The 23,299-nt window shown below is 42.9% G+C and carries 18 protein-coding genes; 11 read left to right on the forward strand and 7 right to left on the reverse strand.

Annotation, left to right across the window (positions count from 1 at the left end):
- Window positions 1-37: 37 nt before the first annotated feature.
- Window positions 38-2,644 (reverse strand): type I DNA topoisomerase, encoded by a 2,607-nt coding sequence (gene topA, locus LQ983_RS00720; protein WP_230621283.1) that lies wholly within the window; start codon window positions 2,642-2,644, stop codon window positions 38-40.
- A 98-nt stretch (window positions 2,645-2,742) separates the two neighbouring features.
- On the opposite strand from topA, the gene LQ983_RS00725 reads away from it, so the two are divergent.
- Complete coding sequence (locus LQ983_RS00725) at window positions 2,743-3,639, forward strand: LysR family transcriptional regulator (protein WP_230621284.1); 897 nt, start codon at window positions 2,743-2,745, stop codon at window positions 3,637-3,639.
- Window positions 3,640-3,685: 46 nt separating this feature from the next.
- Here LQ983_RS00725 and LQ983_RS00730 read toward each other — a convergent pair whose 3' ends face one another.
- From LQ983_RS00730 to pepN, 3 genes are all read right to left on the reverse strand, one after another.
- Complete coding sequence (locus LQ983_RS00730; protein WP_230621285.1) at window positions 3,686-4,522, reverse strand: PHP domain-containing protein; 837 nt, start codon at window positions 4,520-4,522, stop codon at window positions 3,686-3,688.
- Window positions 4,523-4,529: 7 nt separating this feature from the next.
- Window positions 4,530-5,549: a quinone-dependent dihydroorotate dehydrogenase gene (pyrD, locus tag LQ983_RS00735; protein WP_230621286.1), complete on the reverse strand. Its 1,020-nt coding sequence runs from the start codon at window positions 5,547-5,549 to the stop codon at window positions 4,530-4,532.
- A gap of 76 nt (window positions 5,550-5,625) precedes the next feature.
- A complete protein-coding gene (gene pepN / locus LQ983_RS00740) occupies window positions 5,626-8,235 on the reverse strand; it encodes an aminopeptidase N (RefSeq protein ID WP_230621287.1) in 2,610 nt (869 codons plus the stop codon).
- A 151-nt stretch (window positions 8,236-8,386) separates the two neighbouring features.
- On the opposite strand from pepN, the gene purE reads away from it, so the two are divergent.
- From purE to LQ983_RS00755, 3 genes are all read left to right on the forward strand, one after another.
- The gene (purE, locus tag LQ983_RS00745; protein ID WP_111305910.1) at window positions 8,387-8,884 is read left to right on the forward strand and encodes a 5-(carboxyamino)imidazole ribonucleotide mutase; all 498 of its coding nucleotides are present in this window, start codon (window positions 8,387-8,389) and stop codon (window positions 8,882-8,884) included.
- 139 nt (window positions 8,885-9,023) lie between these two features.
- Window positions 9,024-10,112 (forward strand): 5-(carboxyamino)imidazole ribonucleotide synthase, encoded by a 1,089-nt coding sequence (gene purK, locus LQ983_RS00750; protein ID WP_230621288.1) that lies wholly within the window; start codon window positions 9,024-9,026, stop codon window positions 10,110-10,112.
- An 89-nt stretch (window positions 10,113-10,201) separates the two neighbouring features.
- Window positions 10,202-11,392, forward strand: coding sequence for an amino acid aminotransferase (locus tag LQ983_RS00755; RefSeq protein ID WP_109842775.1), 1,191 nt, complete (start codon window positions 10,202-10,204; stop codon window positions 11,390-11,392).
- A 118-nt stretch (window positions 11,393-11,510) separates the two neighbouring features.
- Here the strand turns inward: LQ983_RS00755 and LQ983_RS00760 are convergent, their stop codons facing one another.
- Window positions 11,511-11,924, reverse strand: a complete 414-nt coding sequence (locus LQ983_RS00760; protein WP_230621289.1) for a type II toxin-antitoxin system HicB family antitoxin — start codon at window positions 11,922-11,924, stop codon at window positions 11,511-11,513.
- Between the two features lie 29 nt (window positions 11,925-11,953).
- Entirely contained in the window at window positions 11,954-12,136 is a 183-nt protein-coding gene (locus LQ983_RS00765; RefSeq protein WP_111277555.1) for a type II toxin-antitoxin system HicA family toxin, read from the reverse strand.
- A 388-nt stretch (window positions 12,137-12,524) separates the two neighbouring features.
- Here LQ983_RS00765 and LQ983_RS00770 point away from each other — a divergent pair, with 388 nt between their 5' ends.
- The 4 genes from LQ983_RS00770 (at window position 12,525) to LQ983_RS00785 (ending at window position 15,654) form a co-directional block, all read left to right on the forward strand.
- Window positions 12,525-13,511 carry an iron ABC transporter permease gene (locus LQ983_RS00770; protein WP_230621290.1) on the forward strand — a complete coding sequence of 329 codons (987 nt, stop codon included), beginning with the start codon at window positions 12,525-12,527 and terminating at the stop codon, window positions 13,509-13,511.
- A 9-nt stretch (window positions 13,512-13,520) separates the two neighbouring features.
- Window positions 13,521-14,309 carry an ABC transporter ATP-binding protein gene (locus LQ983_RS00775; protein WP_230621291.1) on the forward strand — a complete coding sequence of 263 codons (789 nt, stop codon included), beginning with the start codon at window positions 13,521-13,523 and terminating at the stop codon, window positions 14,307-14,309.
- 12 nt (window positions 14,310-14,321) lie between these two features.
- Complete coding sequence (locus tag LQ983_RS00780; RefSeq protein ID WP_230621292.1) at window positions 14,322-15,356, forward strand: ABC transporter substrate-binding protein; 1,035 nt, start codon at window positions 14,322-14,324, stop codon at window positions 15,354-15,356.
- 88 nt (window positions 15,357-15,444) lie between these two features.
- Window positions 15,445-15,654, forward strand: a complete 210-nt coding sequence (locus LQ983_RS00785) for a molybdopterin-binding protein (RefSeq protein WP_006718235.1) — start codon at window positions 15,445-15,447, stop codon at window positions 15,652-15,654.
- Between the two features lie 119 nt (window positions 15,655-15,773).
- Here the strand turns inward: LQ983_RS00785 and LQ983_RS00790 are convergent, their stop codons facing one another.
- Window positions 15,774-18,182: a FepA family TonB-dependent siderophore receptor gene (locus tag LQ983_RS00790; protein ID WP_230621293.1), complete on the reverse strand. Its 2,409-nt coding sequence runs from the start codon at window positions 18,180-18,182 to the stop codon at window positions 15,774-15,776.
- 246 nt (window positions 18,183-18,428) lie between these two features.
- On the opposite strand from LQ983_RS00790, the gene LQ983_RS00795 reads away from it, so the two are divergent.
- Genes LQ983_RS00795 through LQ983_RS00805 form a run of 3 tightly spaced genes read left to right on the forward strand, consistent with a single transcriptional unit; the run spans window position 18,429 to window position 23,285 of the window.
- Window positions 18,429-19,409, forward strand: coding sequence for an HlyD family secretion protein (locus tag LQ983_RS00795; protein WP_230621294.1), 981 nt, complete (start codon window positions 18,429-18,431; stop codon window positions 19,407-19,409).
- A gap of 2 nt (window positions 19,410-19,411) precedes the next feature.
- Entirely contained in the window at window positions 19,412-22,156 is a 2,745-nt protein-coding gene (gene rbbA / locus LQ983_RS00800) for a ribosome-associated ATPase/putative transporter RbbA (protein ID WP_230621295.1), read from the forward strand.
- Between the two features lies 1 nt (window position 22,157).
- A complete protein-coding gene (locus LQ983_RS00805) occupies window positions 22,158-23,285 on the forward strand; it encodes an ABC transporter permease (protein ID WP_230621296.1) in 1,128 nt (375 codons plus the stop codon).
- The last annotated feature ends 14 nt before the right edge of the window (window positions 23,286-23,299 follow it).

Consider the following 23,299-nt stretch of genomic DNA (forward strand, 5'->3'; position numbering starts at 1 on the left):
TTTCAACCGCACTTTTAAACTTCGAAGAAAAAGAAAATTACTTTTTCCGCTCTATCCATTTTCCATCAACAAAATCCACAATCCATTTCGTGGCTTTGCCATTCTTTTCAGAGGTAACATATTGACGTTTTTCCTTACGGCTAAAGCGAATAATTGCCTCATTCCCCTCCGGATCGACTTGTGGTGCATCGGCTAAGTAGCGCAATTTCTCCGGTAAACGCTCACGATACAACGCCAATTCTGCCACTTTGGGGGCGCGCGTTTCGCGGGATTTCGGGAAATTATGCGCGGACATAAACACACCGCTGGCACCATCGCGTAATACAAAATAAGCATCCGATTTTTCACATTTCAATTCGGGGAAATGAATCGGATCTTCTTTTGGTGGCGCAACTTCACCATTTTTCAAAATTTTACGGGTGTTATCACATTGCGTACAGCCCATGTATTTACCGAAACGTCCTAATTTGAGGTGCATATCGCCACCGCACTTATCGCATTCGACAACCGGGCCGTCATAGCCTTTAATTTTAAATTTACCCTCTTCGACTAAATAACCCTCGCAATTTGGGTTATTACCGCAAATGTGCAATTTGCGATGTGGATCGATAATGTAACTATCCATCGCCGTACCACATTTCGGACAACGTTTACGTTCCATCAACGCTTTCGTTTCCGACGCCTCATCCAACACATTTAACAATTCCGCTTCCGGAATCAAATTAATAGTGGTTTTACAACGTTCTTTCGGCGGTAAAGAATAGCCGGTGCATCCTAAGAAGACGCCCGTGCTAGCCGTTCTAATAGCCATATTGCGTCCGCAAGTCGGACAAACAATATCTGTTTCGACCAAATTATTCGGGCGCATTCCGCCTTCTAATTCGTCTAATTCTGCCTTAGTCAATTGTGTTGAGAAATCTTTGAAGAATTGATTTAATTCGGTTTTCCAGTTTTTCTTGCCGGACGCGATTTGGTCCAACACATCTTCCATATTGGCAGTGAAATCATAGCTCATCAAATCAGCAAAAGACTGATTTAAGCGATCGGTCACAATTTCGCCCATTTTTTCCGCATAAAAACGACGATTTTCTGTACGCACATAACCACGTTCCTGAATCGTAGAAATAATGGCAGCATAGGTAGAAGGTCGGCCAATACCACGTTTTTCCAACTCTTTCACTAATGCAGCTTCTGAAAAACGTGCCGGTGGCTTAGTGAAATATTGTTGTGGCTGCACTGCAGACAAATTGAGTTTGCTGTTGACAGAAACATCCGGTAGCGCTTGATCTTCAGCAGATTTACTTTGTTGCGGCAATACTTTTGTCCAACCGTCAAAACGTAAAATACGTCCTTTGGCCGTTAACGTATAATCCCCTGCTGTCACCGTTAATGTTGTGCTGTCATATTGCGCAGCCGGCATTTGACATGCCACAAACTGACGCCAAATTAAATCATATAAACGCACGGCATCTTTTTCCATGCCGACTAAGTCATTTAATCCAACATGGATATCGGACGGTCGAATAGCCTCGTGGGCTTCTTGTGCATTGTCTTTACTGGAGTAAAAATTCGGTTTTTCCGGTAAATAAGCGTGTCCGTAATGTTTTTCAATATAACCGCGCACCATATTTAACGCGTCTTGGCTTAAATTGGTGGAGTCCGTACGCATATAAGTGATGTAACCCGCTTCATATAAACGTTGCGCCAACATCATGGTTTTTTTCACACCAAAGCCCAAACGGGTACTTGCCGTTTGTTGTAGCGTAGACGTAATGAACGGCGCTCTTGGTCGGGAACTTGTCGGTTTCGTTTCTAAATCAGAAATGACATAATCAGATTTAGTTAAAAAATCCACCGCACTTTGCGCTTGTTCCGCATTTTTCGGCTCAAATTTTTTGCCTTTAAATTGCGTGACATCTAACTGAATTTCATCACCTTTCGGTGTGTTAGTAAGAACGGAAACTTCCCAATATTCTTGCGGCACAAACGCCTTAATCTCACGCTCACGTTCTACAATTAATTTCACGGCGACCGATTGCACACGGCCGGCAGATAACCCTCGCGCCACTTTTTTCCACAGCAACGGCGACACCATAAAACCGACAACACGATCTAGGAAACGCCGAGTTTGCTGCGCATTCACGCGATCCATGTTCAAATTTTCAGGATGTTCAAAGGCTTGTTTAATGGCATTTTTCGTAATTTCGTTGAAGACGACACGGCTATAGCGTTCATCCTCACCGCCAATCACCTCACGCAAATGCCACGCGATGGCCTCTCCTTCTCTATCCAAGTCGGTAGCGAGATAAATATGATCGGCTTTTTTGGCAAGGGATTTTAGTTCAGCAACGACTTTTTCTTTACCGGGTAAAATCTGATAGTTGGCTTTCCAACCGTGATATGGGTCGATCCCCATGCGTTTGACTAAAGCATCTTGTTCTTTTTGTTGTTTTATCGCTTGCTTTTCTTCCGCACTAAGACCTTTGGTGGAAATAGGTTTGGCTTTCTCTCCGGTTGCGGAACCCACCGTTGGTAAATCACGAATATGGCCCACGCTGGATTTCACTACATAATTGTTTCCTAAATATTTATTAATGGTTTTCGCCTTCGCCGGCGACTCCACAATAACCAAGGATTTTGTCATTATTATTACCTAATTTCGATTAACTTGTATAAAATTGCCCGCTATATTGCTAACTATCTTCAAGTAGGTCAACTACTTTTTTCCAAAAGGCATAAGAAATGGATAAACTCAACGCAATTTCAATTTTTTGCAAAGTGATTGAAACTCAAAGTTTTACCAAAGCAGCCGCATTGCAAAATATCTCCGTTGCCATGGCAAGTAAATTGGTTTCTCAATTAGAAGAACAGTTAAAAACACGTTTGTTACAACGAACCACCCGTAAGATTGTGCCAACGGAAGCCGGCAGCCTCTATTATCAACGCTGCCAACCCATTCTATTGGAATTGGAGGAAACCGAATCCAGTATCAGCAACCTTTCCACCTCTCTGCAAGGCAATTTAACCGTTTCTGTCCCTCGGGATTTCGGTTTGCGCTTTATTACGCCGAATTTAGCGAGTTTTATTAAAGCCCATCCGAATTTACACGTGGACATTGAGTTTAACGATCGTATGATTGATTTGGTCAGCGAAGGATTTGATTTAGCGTTGCGTATTGGTTATCTGCAAGACAGTTCCTTGGTGGCGAAGAAAATTGCGACCTCTTCAATGCACTTCGTCGCTTCACCCGAATATTTAGCCATTCATGGTACGCCACAAACACCGGAAGAATTAGAACATCACGACTGCCTTTTATACAAAGCCACAGGAAATCAAATTTATTGGGAATTTGACAAATACAATAAAATTCAGCGCATAAAAATGCGTTCAAAACTGGTCTGTAATAATGGCTTAACCCTTGCTTCATTATGCGTTGACGGTGTTGGCATTATTAACACGCCACGCTTCTTTATTGAGGAAGAATTAACTTCGGGGAAATTGGTGGAAATTTTATCGGATTACCGACAACAAGAGTTGGATTTATACATTGTTTATCCACACCGCCGTCATTTGTCAGCCAAAGTCAAAGCCTTCATTGATTTTATTACTCAGCTGGATTTATGTAAGACAAAACCGTAAAAGTGCGGTCGTTTTTAAGTGCGTTTTAATTTCAATGGCCTTGCAATTAAGCAAGGCCATTTTTTACATCTAAAACCAAAGGAATATGCTCCGGCAACGGTGCGAGTCGGCCTAACTCCACCCACGCACAAGGAAAATGGAAATCAGACCCCATAGAACCGGCAAGTTGATGTTCTTCCGCGAGTTTTACCAATAATTGATACTGGTCGCGACTTTGTCCACAACCGGAAATTTCAATGGCATCGCCGCCCCAGGCTTTAAAACTCTCCGTTAGTTTTCGTACCCATTTCATAGTCATGGTATAACGCAACGGATGGGCAAACACGGCAACCCCACCGGCTTGATGAATAATGTCGATGGTTGTTGGAATATCAATCCATTGCGCTTTAACATAAGCAGACTTCCCCTGCCCCAAATAACGTTTGAAAGCTTGGCCGTCATTAGAGACTTTGCCAATTTGTACTAAATGGCGGGCATAATGCGCTCGGGTCACTTCGCCATTGCCGGCTAATTTTTTTGCCTCTACGTAAGCATTTTCTACACCAATTTTTTCTAACTTTGCCCCGATTTCCTGAGCTCGAATCTCGCGTAATTTCGCTTGCTCAGCTAAAAGTGCGGTCATTTTTTCATGTGAAATATCAAACCCTAACCCCACAATATGAATGGAGCGATTTTCCCATAACGTGGAAATTTCCACGCCATTAATCAGCCTCATGCCCAAGGATTCTGCTTGTTGTCGAGCCTCAGCAACTCCGGCCACGGTATCATGATCCGTCAACGCCAGCACATTTACACCTTTTTCATGGGCACGCAAAACTACTTCCGTCGGCGTCAAAATGCCGTCGGAGGCTGTACTGTGGCAATGGAGGTCGTATTTGAGCATATTTTCCTTATTTAATTGCTTGAACCAGCTCTTTCACTAATTTCGGGCCGTGATAAATCAACCCGGAATACACTTGTAAAAGCTCGGCACCGGCTTGGATTTTCTCTTGAGCATTTTGTACGCTATCAATGCCACCGCTGCCAATAATCGGAATTTGCCCTTTTAGTTCTTCGTGCAAGCGAGCAATGATAGCGGTACTTTTATGTTGCAAGGGCTTCCCGCTTAATCCGCCCTGCTGTTCAGCATTTTGGAGATTTGTGACGTTGTCGCGAGAAATGGTTGTATTAGTGGCAATCACACCATCCATTTTATGACGCATCAAGGTATCGGCAATTTGAATTAACTCGCTTTCCGTCAAATCTGGGGCGATTTTTACCGCAATCGGCACATATTTGCCGTACTGTGAAGCCAGTTCTTGTTGACGGGATTTAATACTTCTCAACAAATCATCAAAATAATCACCATATTGTAACTGACGCAAATCCGGCGTATTAGGCGAAGAAATATTCACGGTGATATAACCGGCATAGTTATAGGCTTTATTCAAACAAATCAGATAATCATCTTTCCCTTGTTCTAAGGGCGTCAGTTTATTTTTACCGATGTTGATCCCCAACACGCCGTCATAGTGCGATTTCTTGACATTTTCAATCAGCTGATCGATACCATAATTATTAAAGCCATTACGATTAATAATGCCTTCAGCTTCAACCAAACGAAACTGGCGTGGTTTGGCATTTCCCTCTTGCGCTAATGGCGTCACGGTGCCCACTTCAATGAAACCAAACCCCATGGCACCAAAGCCATCAATCGCTTCAGCGTTTTTATCTGCCCCTGCTGCCAAACCAATAGGATTTTTAAATTCAATGCCCATGACGGTTTTCGGCGTGCCTTGTGGGCAATTTAGAAGTTGTTTTAAGAGAAAATGAAATGGTGGGTATGCCGCTAAGCCAAGGGTTTTTATCACTAAATTATGGGCATCTTCTGGATCAAGGGAAAAAATCCCTTTACGAATGAAAGAATACATACTCGTTTATCTCTCCGGATAGTTAACTGTGAAAGGAATAGAAAAAGTGCGGTCAAATTTAACCGCACTTTTATGTTTACTGTAACGCTTTTTCGATTTTCTCAAACAAATCGCGAGATAAATCTTCTGTCTCACTGATGCGTTCTAGCGCGCGTTTCATCAAGGTTTGGCGTTGTGCATCATAGCGCGCGAAACGAATTAACGGCTCAATTAATCGAGAAGCCACTTGCGGGTTACTTTTGTTTAGCTTAATCAAAATATCCGTTAAGAAACGGTAGCCTGAACCGTCAATGGCGTGGAACGCTTTTAAGTTTTGCCCAGCAAAGGCACCAATGAGAGAACGCACGCGGTTCGGGTTATTAAAATTAAAGCTTGGATGATCCATCAACTGCATCACGTTTTGTAACACATTTTCTTCCGGACGCGTCGCTTGTAAAGCAAACCATTTGTCCATTACTAAACCGTCATGCTGCCATTTTTGTTCAAAATCAGCCAATAAACTGTCTCGACAAGCCAATTTAGCTTGGGTTGCAGAAGTTAAAGCAGCAAGCGTATCGGTCATATTATTAGAATACGTGTAATGCTTATTCACCAAGTTATTGCCAATATTACTGTATGCTAAGTAACTTAAGCACACATTGCGCAGTTTACGTAAGGCAATATCTTGACGATTAATTTGATATTCATCCAAGCGAATTTGATTGTAAGTCTTCAGTAATAATTCTTTTAAATTATCGGCAATCGTTTGTGCCATAAATTCCCGTACAGCACTGATCGCATCCGGATCAATGGTTTTAAATAATTCGGCAAATTCTGTCGCTTTCGGTAAGGTGAGAATTAAACTGGTTAACTCGATATCTTTTTGATAATTATCTAAAACTTGATAAAGCACCGCCGCCGTTTCCGCAGATAAATCGAGCGGTTGCCCTTGCTGATAGTTAGTAACGTTACGTCGTAACTCAGCAGCAAGTAACATCTGTGCAGCATCCCAACGTATAAAGCCATTTTCAGCAAATTTTAATAAGGTAATCAGTTGTGAAGTGGAATAATCGTAATCCAATTTCACCGGTGCAGAGAAATCACACAATAATGCCGGAACAGGCTTAGTATAAATATTGTGGAACTCAAAGGTTTGGTCTTTTTGCGTAATATTCAAGACATTATCCACAACGCCATCGGCATCATAGAGCGTTTGTGCTGCACCTTTTTCATCATACAACGCAATTTTCAACGGAATATGTAAATTCACTTTTTCCATTTGATCGGCTGTCGGTGGCGTTAATTGAGAAACCTGTAATTGATAGACATGATTTTTTTCATCATAACGATCACTGATAGTCAATTCCGGTGTACCAGATTGACTGTACCAACGGCGGAACTGGGTTAAATCCAAATCATTGGCACGTTCCATGGCTGACACAAAATCCTCACACGTTGCGGCTTTGCCATCGTTTTCCGCAATATATAACTTCATGCCCTTTTGAAAGCCTTCTTCGCCCAATAAGGTATGCAACATACGAATCACCTCCGCGCCTTTTTCATACACGGTAACCGTATAAAAGTTATTCATTTCAATGACTTTTTCCGGGCGAATCGGGTGCGCCATCGGGCCGACATCTTCAGCAAATTGTACGGTACGCAAAAACTTCACGTTATTAATGCGATTTACCGGGCGAGAACCGGTGTCAGAGGAAAATTCCTGATCACGGAAGACCGTTAAACCTTCTTTTAGACTCAATTGAAACCAATCACGGCAAGTGACTCGATTCCCCGTCCAGTTGTGGAAATATTCATGGGCAATAACGCTTTCAATGGCTAAATAATCATCATCGGTCGCTGTTTGTGGATTTGCCAACACATATTTGTCGTTAAAAATATTGAGCCCTTTATTTTCCATGGCCCCCATGTTGAAAAAGTCCACCGCAACAATCATGTAAATGTCGAGGTCATACTCCAAATCAAAACGTTCTTCATCCCATTTCATGGCACGTTTTAAGCTTTGCATTGCCCAATCTGCGCGATCTAAATTGCCACGATTCACATACAATTCCAATGCGACTTCACGACCTGTTTTAGTAATGAATTGATCTTTCAGAACATCAAAATCGCCTGCCACTAACGCAAACAAATAACTTGGTTTCGGGAATGGGTCATTCCATTCAACCCAATGGCGACCATCCTCTAAATCACCGCTGTTAATGCGATTGCCGTTAGAAAGTAAAAAAGGATATTTCGTTTTATCTGCCGTAATTTTCGTGGTGTAACGCGCTAATACATCCGGGCGGTCTAGCATGTAGGTAATTTGACGAAAGCCCTCGGCTTCGCATTGTGTACAAAAGGCTTCACCGGATTGATACAAACCTTGCAATGAAGTGTTGGCGGCTGGGCTTAAAATAGTGGTAATTTCCAGCTCAAATTGGTCCGCCTCTACTCGCGCAAAATCCAACGTTAAACTTTCGCTATCCTGCTGATATTGAGAGAACGGTTTGCCGTTTAATTTAATGGATGAAAATTGAAAATCATGCCCGTCTAACCGTAATGTCGTACTTTCTTTGTTAAGACGTTGATATTGACTTTTTGCTACAACAACTGTTTTTTCAGGTTCCAATTGGAAATCAAGATAAATGTCGGTAACAGTGAAATCGGGAGTTTGATAATCTTTTCTATATTTGGCTTTAGCGTACATAAAACGACCTAATTCTAAGGGCTAAAAAGTGCCTTAAGGATATGATTTTTAGCCTTAAGTTGCAAATGGATTTTCTTTGGCAAACTTATCGCAAACGTTTGCGCATTATGCTATTCTAGCGCCGTTTTTTATCTCCAAGAATGAGGCAAAAATGTCTTTAACATCTCCTAAAATTGCCATTGTAATGGGATCCAAAAGTGATTGGGCAACCATGCAAGAAGCTACGCAAATCCTCGATCAATTACATGTTCCTTATCACGTCGAAATTGTTTCGGCACATCGCACACCAGACAAACTCTTCCAGTTTGCCGAAAACGCACAACAAAACGGTTATGAAGTGATTATTGCCGGCGCCGGCGGTGCAGCACATTTGCCTGGCATGATTGCAGCCAAAACCATCGTCCCCGTGCTTGGCGTTCCGGTGAAAAGCTCAATTTTAAGTGGTGTCGATAGCCTCTATTCTATCGTGCAAATGCCCAAAGGGATTCCTGTCGGCACCTTAGCCATCGGGCCAGCCGGTGCAGCAAACGCAGGCTTATTAGCCGCACAAATTTTGGCAATGAATAATGCAGAATTAGCCCAACGCTTGCATCAGTTCAGACAGACACAAACACAAAGCGTATTGGACAATCCGGATCCTCGAATTTAAAAACAGCTAAAATTTCCACCGCACTTTAAACAGACCAATATAAAAAAGTGCGGCCATTTTTTCCCGTGTTTTTTAATGAATCACTGAAGGTAGCGCAAGCCTGAACGTTTGTGCATCCATAAAAATCAATGAGAAAACTATGCAAAAATCAGCCCTCTATCCAACCATTTATGTTCTTGGCAATGGACAACTCGGCAGAATGTTACGCTATGCCGGTGCGCCTTTAGATATTCACGTTCAACCGCTGCCTTTTGATGCGCCAGTGTTTGAGTTGTCACCGAATGACATTATTACCGCAGAAATCGAACGCTGGGAAAAAACACCTCTGACCACACTCCTCGGCAATCACGCCAATTTCGTCAATCAAAAAGTCTTCGCACAATTAGCTGATCGCTTAAGCCAAAAATCCTTATTAGATAAATTACATCTTCCAACCTCGCCTTGGTGTCTGCTAAAAGAACCATCACAATGGGACGAAGTATTTCAAGATATCGGTGAAAAAGTCGTTGTTAAACGCCGTATGGGCGGTTATGACGGCCGTGGGCAGTGGATTGTATCTGATGAAAACAAAGCACAAATCACTGAAGACTTGTTTGGGGAAACCATTGCAGAAAAATTCATTCCCTTTGATTACGAAGTGTCTCTCGTGGGCGCCCGTTTCCGTAACGGTGATACCCGTTTTTATCCGGTCACTCACAATTTACAACAAAATGGCATATTACGTTACAGTGTCATGGACGTCACTTTCCCACAACAATCCACACAGCAAAAGCAAGCTGAAATGATGTTAAGCAAAATCATGAATGAACTGAATTATGTGGGCGTGATGGCGATGGAATGTTTTGTGGTGGGCGATCAGCTTTTAATTAATGAGCTCGCACCACGCGTACACAACAGCGGACACTGGACACAACTTGGCTGCGCTGTGAGTCAATTTGAATTGCATTTACGCGCATTATTAGATTTGCCTACGCCGGAATTAAAAGTATCTGCGCCAAGCGTGATGGTCAATTTGATTGGTACTGAGCACAACCCACAGTGGTTAAACACCGCCTTTGCACAATTACACTGGTATGGCAAAGAAGTACGACCGGGGCGTAAAGTGGGACACATTAACCTTTCGCATCCGGATAAAAAGGTCATTATCGCGCAATTAGACAAACTCGCCACAGAGTTGCCGGAAGACTATCAATCCGGTTTGCAATGGGCAAAAAATAAGTTGATATAGTTAACATTTTCGCAACATATTGCTTGTCAAAAAGAAACCCGAGCAGTATAACTAAAGAGATTTTTCACCCACCATCCGAGGATAATACTATGTTTGAAAAGATTACTGCCGCACCGGCGGATCCAATTTTAGGTTTAGGCGAAGCGTTTAAATCCGAAACCCGTAGTAACAAGATTAATTTAGGCATCGGCGTATATAAAGACGCCAAAGGCAATACCCCGATTGTTAAGGCGGTAAAAGAAGCGGAAAGACGTTTATTAGAACAAGAAAATACCAAAAACTATTTGCCGATTGACGGTGTTGCTGATTTTAACGCACGCACCAAAGAATTATTGTTTGGTGCGAATTCCGATATCGTAAAAAATAATCGTGCCAGAACCGCACAAAGTTTAGGTGGCACCGGCGCGCTCCGCATTGCTGCAGAGTTCGTTAAACGCCAAACTAACAGCCAAAATGTGTGGATTAGCACGCCAACCTGGCCAAACCACAATGCAATTTTCAAAGCGGTGGGCATCAATATTCGCGAATATCGTTACTACGATGCAGAACGCAAAGCCTTAGATTGGGACAACCTCATTGCGGATTTAAGCCAAGCCGGTGAAGGCGATGTGGTTTTACTTCACGGTTGCTGCCACAACCCGACCGGTATCGACCCAACACCGGAACAATGGGACAAACTGGCTGAAATGTCTGCACAAAAAGGCTGGTTGCCATTATTCGACTTTGCTTACCAAGGCTTTGCTCACGGTTTAGAAGAAGATGCTTACGGTTTACGCGCCTTTGCTAAAAACCACAAAGAACTTTTAGTGGCAAGCTCTTTCTCTAAAAACTTCGGTTTATATAACGAGCGTGTTGGTGCATTTACTGTCGTGGCGGAAAATTCTGATATTGCTGCAACAGCATTAACTCAAGTGAAAGTCATTATCCGTACCCTCTACTCCAACCCATCTTCTCACGGGGCAAATACCGTTGCATTGGTATTAAATGATGCAAAATTACGCCAAGACTGGGAAAACGAGCTTACCGAAATGCGCGACCGCATCAAAAAAATGCGCCACCGTTTTGTTGAGTTACTTAAAGAATACGGTGCTCAACAAGACTTTAGCTTCATCATCAACCAAAACGGTATGTTCTCTTTCAGTGGCTTGACCGCAGAACAAGTTGACCGCTTGAAAGAAGAATTTGCCATTTATGCCGTGCGCTCAGGCCGTATCAACGTTGCCGGTATTACCGAAGACAATATTCGTTACCTCTGCGAAAGCATTGTCAAAGTGTTGTAATTTTTGACCGCACTTTAAAAAGAAAACGGCATCGAAATAGATGCCGTTTTTTGTTAAGGTTACGAGCCTTGGATGAATCCAACCCTTGAAATAGGAGCTTACCAAGGGTTGGAATAAATTACGCAGATAAGATCTTATCTGCTGCGATTTTGGCTAAAAAACTGCTACGGTTTTTATATTCACGGTGCGTTGAAACAAAATCATCAATACGCTTAATTAAATAAGCCGGCATTGTGATGTTGATTTTTTCAGACTTACCCAATAAATGCGTAATATCCACATCAACCACACCAAAAAACATACCGTAGTTAGTAAAATCAGGGTTGTTACGATGATTTTCCATTGATGTTGGTAAAGGCACTTCTTCACCCATTTCAACCAATAATTCTAAATGCCCGGCAATGGCTGCTTTTGCATTGGTGTAAGCTTCTTCAAGCGTATCACCGGCAGAAAAACAGCCAGGAATATCCGGCACGATCACACCAAATGCGTGAGTTTCGTCACCTGGCTCAATTGCGATTGGATATAACATAATCTTTCCTCTTTGTTTTAATAACAGGACTATTTTAGCCTTGCTTGTTTTAATATTGAATTTTCCGTCCCTTTCTTTAAATCCTTTTTAGGATGTGGAACGGTCACAATCCCTTTCTTTATCGGATGAGTAAAGTGATAGTGGCTTCCTGTGGCATGGTGAAAAATCCAACCATCTGCTTCAATCATCTTAATTATTTTTCGACTATCCACATTGATTTGCTCCTATGCTGTTTGATTATGTGGTTATTATACCCACAATTAAATTATAATCAATTATTTTATAGTTATCATACCTCTACTTCATCGATTATTGGCTGGGAGCGATATTTCAGCAAATAATGTATCGAGTTTCAGTTTAGCAAATCCCGCTGAAATACGCGGATACTCCCCATCATAACGTGGCGTCGCTCAATCGCCAAACTCAACCGAAACTTTGTTAATATTGATACTACTCATCTACACCTATAATTCTTTAAATTGCGGTCAGTTTCCTACTCGTTTTGGCTACTCCCTTAATTTCGTTATATAAAATAAACTACAAAGACATGTATAATTTCATATATAATGAACCGCATTAAAAACTAACCGCGCTTTTCTCATGAATAAAAACACGCTGATTTTTATCTTGCTTATTTTATTGCTTTTTAGCCTTGCCTTGTTTTCCTTGTCTTGGGGGCGCTTTGCCATTCCGATTGAAAATGTGGTGCAAAGCCTAATGGGCAATAACACCAGTGACGTACAAAACAACATCATTTTCAATCTGCGCTTGCCACGCATTCTTGCTGCTATTTTAGTGGGCTCTGCGCTTGCGGTGGCGGGTGCAACCTTTCAGGGAATTTTCCGCAATCCGTTGGTGTCGCCTGATCTGTTAGGTGTATCCAGTGGTGCTTGTATTGGCGCAGCCATTGCGATTTTGCTCGGTTTCGGTTTGTTTGCCATTCAAGGATTCGCGTTTGTAGGCGGTTTAATTGCCGTGTTGATGACCATGAGCCTGCCGAAACTGGTGCGACGTGATTCCACGATTATTCTTGTGCTTTCCGGAATTATTATTTCTGGTTTTATGATGGCTTGCCTTGGTTTAATTAAATATCTCGCCGACCCGGAAACCCAACTTGCCGATATCGTGTATTGGCAAATGGGGAGCCTGACCAAAGTAGATTACAAAAATCTAAGCATACTCGCCCCGATTATTCTATTTACTACCGGCGGTTTACTCATGATGCGCTGGCGCATTAACGTGTTGTCATTGGGTGATCGGGAAGCAAAATTAATTGGTGCCAATATTCGTTTGGAACGCAACGTTATGGTGGTGTTTGCCACCTTGCTCACTGCTTCTGCGGTCTGCTTAAGCGGCACGATCGGTTGGATTGGCTTAATTATTCCGCATTTGGCGCGTATGTTTATTGGCGACAATAACCTTCGCACCCTACCGCTTTCTGCACTGATCGGCGCCATTTTCTTATTGGTTATCGACACCTTGGCCCGCAACTTATATACCCAAGAAATTCCGCTTGGCATTCTCACAGGCTTTATCGGCGCGCCGTTCTTTGCTTGGGTATTAGTAAAACAAAAAGTCGCGGAATAAGGAGTTGATATGTTAAAAATCAACCAACTTTATTTTCAACATCAGCCTCATATTCCGTTATTAAATGGTGTGGACTTAACGCTGAATGCAGGTGAATTAGTCACCATCCTCGGTGCTAACGGACGCGGAAAATCAACGCTGCTGAACTGTATTGCCGGTTTACTCACACCACAACGGGGCGAAATTTTTCTCAATAGTGTAGAAATTAAACATCTGACAAGTAAACAAATTGCCCGTCAAGTCGCCTATGTATCGCAACATTCACCGCAAACTTATCAATACAAGGTATTGGATTATGTGGTGCTGGGACGTGCAGCTCACCTAGGTTTGTTCGGCAAACCGCATGAGGAAGATTATCACCTCGCAGAACAAGCCTTAGCCCAACTGGGTATCAGCCATTTTGCCGACAAAATTTATATGCAAATGAGCGGCGGTGAAAAACAATTAGTGAATTTAGCCAAAATTTTAGTGCAACAGCCGCAACTGATTTTGTTTGATGAGCCGACCTCCGCCTTGGATTACGGCAATGTATTTAAAACCTTGAGCCTGATTAAAGAGTTATCACATCAGCAATTTTCCATCATTATGACCACCCATAATCCTGATCACCCGATGCTTTTGCATGATGTGATCCCGAACAGCAAAGTGGCCATCTTAAATACCCAAGGGAAATTGCACTGTGGTTTAACCGAAGACATTCTCACAGAAGATAATCTGCGAGAACTTTACCAAACAGATTTGTGCTTAATTGAAGTGCCTGAATTAGGACGCAAAATCTGTGCCATTACGCATATTTAAGAGGACGTGCTTATGACCCTGAAAAAAACATCTCTAAAACTTACCGCACTTTTTGCTGCTACTTTGTTGGCATTTTCCGCGCAAGCGAAAATTATCACCGATGTGGATGGTAACCAAGTGGAAATCGCTGATCGCGTGGAACGTGTCGCCGACCTTTGGCATGCCAATAACCAAATCGTGTTGCTATTAGGTGGGGCCGACAAATTAGTTGCAACGACCACCGCTATTGCGGCGAATCCTTGGTTCGCTGAAGTGTATCCAAACATTAAAAACGTTCCGGTGCTAACTAACGGTGAAACTATTCAAGTGGAAGAATTGTTATCCCAAAAACCGGATGCTGTGTTGTTGTCTAAAAAATCCATGCTAACCGAAATAAACCAAGCCGGCTTAAAAGGCGTGCGTGTGAGTTTTCAAGATTTTGATGGATTAAAGAAAACTGTGAGCATCACTGCCGAGGTTTTAGGAGACAAAGCCCCTGAAATCGCGAAAAGTTACATCAAAGAACTTGAAGGCAACATTCAATTCGTCGAATCCCGCATTAAAGACGTGAAAGAAGAAAAACGTCCGACTGTATTGCACATCACTAGCGGCGCTGATTTACTTAAGATTGACGGTGGCAAATCCATGATTGGTGAATGGATTCGTTTAGCCGGCGGTAAAAGCGTGTTACCGGATCAAGCCAACATGGTGACTGTCACCATGGAGTCCATTGTGGAAGCTAATCCGGATGTAATTATCATCGGCAGCAGCGGCAATAAATCTCAAGCCGCCATTGAGAAAATCAAATCTGATCCAACTTGGCAATCCATCAGTGCGGTCAAAAATAATCGTATTTATGCCAACCCGACGGGGACTTTCCCATGGGATCGTTATAGTGCAGAAGAAGCCTTACAAATTTTGTGGGCGGCACAATTATTCCACCCGGAAAAATTCCAAGACATTGATATGGTGGAAAAAACACAGGCGTTTTACAAAAAATATTACGGTTATGCATTAAGTAAAGAAAACGCTGAGCAAATCTTAAAAGGGCTATCACCTCTTAAGTAGTATTGGTTTTTTAAATTATTCCATGTAAAATGCACGCTCTTTTTCAACCGCCCGCGAGTTGTATGGGCATCAACATAAGGAAATTTCTATGAAAATCAGTGCAAGAAACCAATTAAAAGGTAAAGTTGTTTCAATCGAAAGCGGTTCTGTAAACGCTATCGTTCACCTTGATATCGGTGGTGGCAACGTAATTTCTTCTACCATCTCTCTTGAAGCGGTAAAAGAATTAGGTTTAGCGGTAGGCAAAGACGCTTATGCAATTATCAAAGCCACTTCAGTAATGGTTGGCGTAGAATAATTTATTCTTAATTAAAGATAAAACAACCGCACTTGAAAAAGTACGGTTGTTTTTTTATGTGTTTTTCTTCCATAAAAAAATACGGTGAAAATTCACCGCACTTTTTTACACAATCAATTTTAGAAACTGTATTTCAAATTCGCAAAGTAAGAACGACCACGCTCATTATAGGTGCGTGCCGTGCCGGCGTTACGATAAATACGTTTATCTAAAATATTATTCACCCCCACACGTAGGCTTAAACTGTTATTAAATTTATAGCCAACGTTAGCGCCCCAGATGCCGTAGCTACCAAGTTGATATTGCGTCACCAGGCTTTCACCGGTGTTATAAATTACGTGCATAAAGTTTTCCGCATTCTCAACGGTTTTTTGTTTGCCGTAACGGGTGTAAGAGGTATTCACATCCCAATGATTATTAATTTTCCAATTAAGATTGCTGTTCACCGTGTATTTCGGCACAAGAGAAATCGGATTGCCGGTTTCCTTGTTTTTATTTTTGAGCATATAGGTGAGATTGGTACTGAATAAAATCGCATCATCCAAGAATGGTAATGTGATATTACCTTCAACCCCTTCAATAATCGCTCTTGGTGTATTGCCCCAACGATAAACATTGGTTGCCGTGTAGTTACGATAAATCGCTCTTCCGTCCGGAGTATTACTTGCACGAATTTCACGATCATAGCCGCCTGCCGGTGCATCAATGGTCGTTAAGAATTCACCGTTAGACACGATTTTATTGCGATAATCATTGTGGAAATACGCCAAGGAGAACAATTTACCTTCGTTTTCATATTCAAAGCCGATTTCTTTGTTCCAGCTGGTTTCCGGTTTGATATTTTCATTGCCTAAGAAATAACAAGCACGTCCCCAGTCAAAACCTTTCGGATTACTGTTTTGAAGAACAGTATATTGTCTGCCTTTGGCATCTGTTTTAACAACACTACCGGTTGAATTTAACGCATTTGGATTATTCCAGTTATTTGCGCTGTCAATCGGACAACCATTACTCGCGTTAATGAGCAAATAATTCGGGGAAGATTGATAAAAATTCGGTGCTTTATAGGATCTTGCTACCCCACCTTTAATTTTCCAGTTTTCGCTCACTTGGTGTGAGAAGTTGAATGACGGGCTCCAATTAGATTTAGAATTGGTACTGGAATCAAAACGAATGCCCGGTGTTAAAATAGTCTTGTTATTTGGCAACATAATGTTGTCTTCCAAGAACGCCGCCCATTCATTTTGTGCCACTTTACCACTACGCCCTTTATCTTTTAACCAAGGCACAATGGCATAAACTTGCATGGTTTGCGTCATAGAAGCAGCATCATCCAATTCAGAACGGGAAGCTTCCGCACCAACAGTTACCATATGACTGGTGTGCCCCAAAGCAAACGGAATATAAAGTTCATTGCTAAAACGGTAGTTTCTGAGTAAACCGACAGATTTATTTAACCCGTTGTAAGCCCCTTCCGTACTGCCCAACAAGCCTTCCGGATAATGATAGTTACGGGTTTGGTCGAAAGTGAAATAAGTGCGGTTATCTAACACGCCCCATTTGCCTTCATGTGTTAAACCGTAACTTTGACGATAAAGCGTTGAGGTTTCCGCATGTTGTAACGCAAGATCACGGCTGGTTTTCATAGCTTGATTCAGTAAAACAGAGCTGTTTTGTGTATCCCCGTTATAAATATTGCCTTGACGACTGTATGCCGCATCAAAGGTTAATTTTTGATCCGGGGTAATATTCCAAACTAACTGTCCTGCCACATCACGGTTACGCACACCTTCACGACCGGCATAACGGGTATTGTCTTGTGTTCCCGCATTGTTATTAACGAAAGCATCTTCACCTGAGTTGATATCCAACGCATCCGCTTGTGTTTTTGCAATGTTGCCGTATAAACGGAAACCTAATACATCCTTAATTAACGGACCGCTGACGTTAAAACCAAGACGGTTGGTGTAACCTTCTTTGCCGTCTTCCGGTTGTTCGGTGAAAAGATTCACACTGCCGTGATACTCACTGGTCGGAGATTTGGTTTTAATATTAACCACACCACCCATCGCGCCGGAACCGTAACGAGCTGCTGCCGGCCCACGCAACACTTCAATGGATTCAATGGCATCCGCCGGTACCCAGTTGGTATCACCACGGGTATTACGGGTACCGTTTCTGCCGTAACGTTCGGAGTTACGGGATTTCACCGGTTTACCGTCCACCAAAATCAGGGTATTTTCCGGCCCCATGGCGCGAATATCCACCTGACGTTTATTACCGCGAGCACCGCCCGGTGCGTTGGTACTTAAGGTTACGCCCGGTTGTTTAGCAATAATTTCAGACGCGTCATTTTCAATAGGATTACGTTCTAAATCTTTCGCTGTTACCACAGAAACACCCAGTGATTGTTTCACTTGTTCTTCTGCCGTCACTTGAATTTCGTCTAGTTTTTGCGTGCTTTCCGCTTGTGCAAAAGTTGAAATCACAGCCAAACTAATAATGCTGAGTCGAGGGAATTTTTTCATTGATAAATCCTTAGTTTGATAAAAAATCGCGCAATAATACGATCGCTATATAAATTAATAAATAGCAATAAGTAAGTATAAAAAAGACCGCGCTCGATATTGGGAAAATAAAAGTGCAGTCAGTTTTTTTAACGTTTTTTATGTTTATTTTCTGATATATATCAACGGATAACGGGTTATCACTTGAGCAAAGTTTGCTCGACTCTATAATCTTTATGTAAACCTCGTTAAATAAGGACAATGGATATGACTAGAAAATATTTAGTGTTAGGTTTAGTGATCTTAGGTGCGGCAGGTTTTGCCGTTTGGAAGAACCAACAATTACAAGCTGAAGAATTGGCAGGAATCGCTGCCGTTAATGGACGTTTGGAGTTAAAACGATTAGATGTCGCCACCCTGTATCCGGGACGGGTAGAAGAAATCTTGGTGCAAGAAGGTGATGAGGTAAAAATCAATCAACCGCTCGCGCGTCTTTCTTCTAGCATTTCACAAACGCAGGTTTCCGCCGCATTGGCGCAAAAAAGACGCGCAGAAGAAACAGTGGCTCGTGCCTTAGCAGAAATAGATGCCCGTCAACAACAAACCAAGGTTGCCAAATTAGAACTGGATAACGCCTTCAAATTACGCCACGATAATCTCATTTCAACGACCGAATTAGAACGTCGTCAAGCCGCATATAACGCCTCTCTTGCCGCGCTAAATACCACTCAAGCCGCCAAAGCCGAAGCAGAAGCTGGGGTGGCTCAAGCGCAGGCACAGTTAGAAAAAGCCCAATCTCAACATGAAGATATGATCATTAAGGCACCGAAAGACGGTCGACTTGAATATCAAATTGCCGAAGCAGGCAATGTATTGGGTGCCGGTGGCAAAGTCGTCAGCGTGCTGGATCCAACAGACACCTATATCAATGTGTTTCTTACCGCTCAGCAAATGAATCAGATTCAATTAGGTGATGAAGCACGCATTGTCATTGATGGCATGAATGCCGTCTTCCCCGCCAAAATCACTTTTGTTGCTCACAATGCGCAATTTACCCCTAAATCTGTCGAAACCACCGAAGAACGTGCAAAATTGATGTTCAAAGTGAAATTACAAATTCCAGTAGAAATTGCTTTGAAATATAAAGACTTATTAAAAGGTGGCATGACGGCAATAGGCTACGTTAAATATGACCCGCAGGCGCAGTGGGTGGAACGGTTGGATGTCAAATTGCCGCAAGGTGACTAGCCATGAGTACCGCCCCTTTTGCTGTTTCGGTTGAACATCTATCACATTCGTACGGAAAAACCACCGCACTTTCAGATATCACCCTCCAAATTCCGCGCGGAATGACTGTCGGCTTAATCGGCCCGGACGGTGTAGGAAAATCCACGTTGTTGTCGCTAATCGCCGGCGTAAAAATCCTTCAAACGGGTTCTGTGCAGGTATTTGGACTGAATGTTGCCGAGAAAAAAGCCCGTGACACACTTTCCCATCAAATTGCCTTTATGCCTCAGGGGCTTGGGAAGAATCTCTATCTTACCCTGTCTATTTATGAAAACATTGATTTCCACGCTCGCTTGTTCGGCTTAAACAAGCAGCAACGTCACGATCGCATTCAACGCTTACTTAATGCCACAGGGCTTGCCCCTTTTGCAAATCGTGCTGCCGGTAAACTATCAGGCGGTATGAAACAAAAACTGAGTCTATGTTGTGCTTTAGTACATAGCCCCGATTTGTTAATTTTGGATGAACCCACCACCGGTGTGGATCCTCTTTCGCGCCGTCAATTTTGGCGATTAGTGGACGATTTACGCCAAGAAGAAGACGGCATGACCGTTATTGTTTCAACGGCATATATCGATGAAGCAGAACGCTTTGAACATGTTCTCGCCATGGATGACGGCAAATTGATCGCCAATGCGCCGACCCAACAACTTATTGCAGAAACCCAAAGTGCTAATCTGGAGGAAAGCTATATCAAACTGCTTCCTCCGGAAAAACGAGGTGGGTTAAATGGCTTTCATATTCCGTCCTTTACGCCGGAACCGAATCAACCACCGGTGATTACAGCCACCGGACTCACCAAAAAATTCGATGATTTTGTTTCTGTGGATAATGTGAGTTTTACTATTCCTAAAGGGGAAATTTTCGGTTTTTTAGGATCTAATGGTTGCGGAAAATCCACCACCATGAAAATGCTCACCGGCTTATTGGAACCCACAGAAGGCACGGCAACATTGCTCGGTCAGCCGATTGATGCAAGTAACATCGATACCCGAAAACGCGTGGGCTATATGTCACAAGCCTTTTCGCTGTATGAAGAACTGAGCGTTTCACAAAATCTCATGCTGCACGCCAAGCTATATCAAATTCCACGTGCTCAATGGACGGAATATGTGCAAGCCGTTATGCAGCAATTCGACTTACTCCATGTTGCCGATGAATATCCTTCTGCCCTGCCTCTTGGCATCCGTCAGCGTTTACAACTTGCCGCCGCCTGTTTGCATAAACCAGAAGTGTTGATACTGGACGAACCGACTTCGGGTGTAGATCCCGCCGCACGGGATATGTTTTGGGCATACCTGATAAAGCTTTCCCGTGAAGACAAAATTACGATTTTTGTCACAACCCATTTTATGAATGAAGCGGCACGTTGTGATCGGATTTCCTTTATGCACCGCGGACGAGTGTTGGCGGTCGGCACACCGGAAACTTTACGTTTAGAGAAACAAGTAGCGACCTTAGAAGAAGCCTTTATTTGTTATTTGGAAGAACAAGCCGATGACATTACGGTGCCACCAACAGAAAAGACAAAAAAAAGTGCGGTCAATTTTACAGACGTTTCTACAACTGCAACAGAAACCGGCTGGCTCGCTTGGTGGTCGCTCGTTTGGACCTTTGCAGTGCGTGAAGGCAAAGAGCTTTTGCGTGATAGAATCCGTTTATTTTTCGCATTGCTCGGCCCAGTCATTATGCTTTTCACCATGGCGTCCAGCATTTCTTTTGACGTACATCCCTCAAATTTCACCGTCCTGGATTATGATAACAGTTCGGAAAGTCGCCGTTTTACGGAATATTTTACCGGTTCCGGTTATTTTGTACGTAAACCCGATATTCATTCCGAACAAGAAATTAATGCGGTTTTACAAGCGGCTAAAGTCAAATTGGTGATTGAAATTCCACCGGATTTTGGCAAAAAAGTATTACGCCAACAAACGCCGGAAGTGGGATTTTTCATTGATGGCGCATTTCCTTCTACTGCAGAAAATCTGCGGGGTTCGGTGGTCGGTGTGCTCACACAATATGTTCAAGAAAGCTTGCAACAGCAAGGCATTACGTTGCCCAATTCCAGCTTATTAACCCCCCGTTTTGTGTATAACCAGGATTTCAAAAGTATTTTTGCCATGACACCGGGTATTATTATGTTGGCGATGATGTTAATTCCGGCCATGATGACGGCGCTAGGCGTAGTAAGAGAAAAAGAAATCGGCTCCATCATGAATTTGTACGGTTGTCCTGCCGATACCCTGCAGTTTTTACTCGGTAAACAACTGCCTTATATTGTGCTGGCGTTTATCAGCTATTTGATTATGGTGTGGATTGCCGTGGTGGTATTTGGTGTTCCGGTCAAAGGTTCTATGTGGGCGATGACCTTAGGGGCACTCTTTATCATCACGGCATCCACGGCGTTCGGTTTATTGGTGTCCTGTTTTGTAAAATCACAAATTGCTGCTATTTTTGCCACGGCAATCGTTATCCTAATCCCAACGTTAAACTTCTCCGGCATGCTCTATCCAACCTCGACTCTGCCTTCTCATATTTATGTGATTGCACAGTTATTTCCCGGCTATTGGTTCCTTATTATCAGCTTAGGTGGTTTTACCAAAGGCTTAGGCTTTATGGATTTCCTTAGTAGCTACGGCGCTTTGCTCACCATTTATGCCGTGTATTTCTGTGGCGCGGTGGCATTGCTGAAAAAACAGGAGAAATAAGATGTTCAGATGGATAAAAAATGTGATGTATTTATCAGGCAAAGAACTGCGCAGCTTATTCTCCGACCTGGTGTTGGTGGTATTAATCATTTATATGTTTACCGCCGCCGTTTACTCTGTCGCCAATTCCATTACCTTAGAAGTGAAAAACGCTTCTGTGGCCATTGTTGATCACGATCATTCCGCGCTCTCCTATCGTTTACAACAAAGCCTTATTGCGCCGAATTTCCGTAAAGTGCACACGATCAACGCCAACGAAGCGGATCGCTTAATGGATACCGGAGAATACACGTTTATTTTGGATATTCCGCCCAATTACGAACGGGATGTTTTGGCGGGGCATAATCCGTCTATTCAATTATTGTCCGATGCCACAGCGATGACCCAAGCCGCCATTGGCGTTTCTTATATTTCACAAATATTTCGTGAAGAAATGAACGATTTTCTACACGTTCGTCAAGCTCATCGCCTTCTTATTGAGCCGACCATTAACGTTCTTTATAACCCTAATTTTTCAAGCAGTTGGTTTATGGGGGGCATGAATATTGTGGGATATCTCAATTTGCTGACCATGTTACTGGTGGGCGCCGCGGTAATTCGTGAACGGGAACGCGGCACATTAGAACATATATTGGTCATGCCGGTACGCTCCAGCGAAATTGCCATCGCTAAAATTTTGGCAAACGAATTGGTGTTACTGACCGTGGTGGCTTTTTCTCTCTATTTTGTGGTGCATAAAATCATCGGTACGCCATTGCCGCCAGGCGCATTTTCCTTATATTTGTTAGGTGCTGCCGTCTTTATTTTCACTATTGCTTCGCTCGGCATTATGTTGGCGATTTTCGCCCCTACCATGCCCCAATTTGGCTTATTAGTGCTGCCCGTGTATATCGTCATGTATATGCTTTCCGGCACCATGTCGCCAGTGGACAATATGCCGGAGATCGTACAACAACTCACCCAACTGTCACCCACTACCATTTTTGGCGCTTACGCACAAGATGTGTTATTTCGTGGCGCCGGCATCGACTTGGTGTGGGATAAATTAGTCAAAATTGCAGCATTAGGTGCTTTATTTTTAAGCGTGGCATTAGCCCAGTTCAAATCCATGTTGTCACGCCAAGGTTAAAGAAGGAAAAGGTT

The organism is Aggregatibacter sp. Marseille-P9115, assembly GCF_920939465.1.
Lineage (GTDB): Bacteria > Pseudomonadota > Gammaproteobacteria > Enterobacterales > Pasteurellaceae > Aggregatibacter > Aggregatibacter segnis_B.

Excerpts from the sequence above, each read along its gene's own strand:
- topA (WP_230621283.1), bottom strand. The coding sequence starts at position 2,644 with ATGACAAAATCCTTGGTTATTGTGGAGTCGCCGGCGAAGGCGAAAACC.
- LQ983_RS00775 (WP_230621291.1), top strand. The coding sequence starts at position 13,521 with ATGTTAAAAATCAACCAACTTTATTTTCAACATCAGCCTCATATTCCG.
- LQ983_RS00725 (WP_230621284.1), top strand. The coding sequence starts at position 2,743 with ATGGATAAACTCAACGCAATTTCAATTTTTTGCAAAGTGATTGAAACT.
- LQ983_RS00760 (WP_230621289.1), bottom strand. The coding sequence starts at position 11,924 with ATGTTATATCCAATCGCAATTGAGCCAGGTGACGAAACTCACGCATTT.
- LQ983_RS00730 (WP_230621285.1), bottom strand. The coding sequence starts at position 4,522 with ATGCTCAAATACGACCTCCATTGCCACAGTACAGCCTCCGACGGCATT.
- LQ983_RS00780 (WP_230621292.1), top strand. The coding sequence starts at position 14,322 with ATGACCCTGAAAAAAACATCTCTAAAACTTACCGCACTTTTTGCTGCT.
- LQ983_RS00790 (WP_230621293.1), bottom strand. The coding sequence starts at position 18,182 with ATGAAAAAATTCCCTCGACTCAGCATTATTAGTTTGGCTGTGATTTCA.
- purK (WP_230621288.1), top strand. The coding sequence starts at position 9,024 with ATGCAAAAATCAGCCCTCTATCCAACCATTTATGTTCTTGGCAATGGA.
- LQ983_RS00805 (WP_230621296.1), top strand. The coding sequence starts at position 22,158 with ATGTTCAGATGGATAAAAAATGTGATGTATTTATCAGGCAAAGAACTG.
- LQ983_RS00770 (WP_230621290.1), top strand. The coding sequence starts at position 12,525 with ATGAATAAAAACACGCTGATTTTTATCTTGCTTATTTTATTGCTTTTT.
- rbbA (WP_230621295.1), top strand. The coding sequence starts at position 19,412 with ATGAGTACCGCCCCTTTTGCTGTTTCGGTTGAACATCTATCACATTCG.
- pepN (WP_230621287.1), bottom strand. The coding sequence starts at position 8,235 with ATGTACGCTAAAGCCAAATATAGAAAAGATTATCAAACTCCCGATTTC.
- LQ983_RS00755 (WP_109842775.1), top strand. The coding sequence starts at position 10,202 with ATGTTTGAAAAGATTACTGCCGCACCGGCGGATCCAATTTTAGGTTTA.
- LQ983_RS00785 (WP_006718235.1), top strand. The coding sequence starts at position 15,445 with ATGAAAATCAGTGCAAGAAACCAATTAAAAGGTAAAGTTGTTTCAATC.
- purE (WP_111305910.1), top strand. The coding sequence starts at position 8,387 with ATGTCTTTAACATCTCCTAAAATTGCCATTGTAATGGGATCCAAAAGT.
- LQ983_RS00795 (WP_230621294.1), top strand. The coding sequence starts at position 18,429 with ATGACTAGAAAATATTTAGTGTTAGGTTTAGTGATCTTAGGTGCGGCA.
- pyrD (WP_230621286.1), bottom strand. The coding sequence starts at position 5,549 with ATGTATTCTTTCATTCGTAAAGGGATTTTTTCCCTTGATCCAGAAGAT.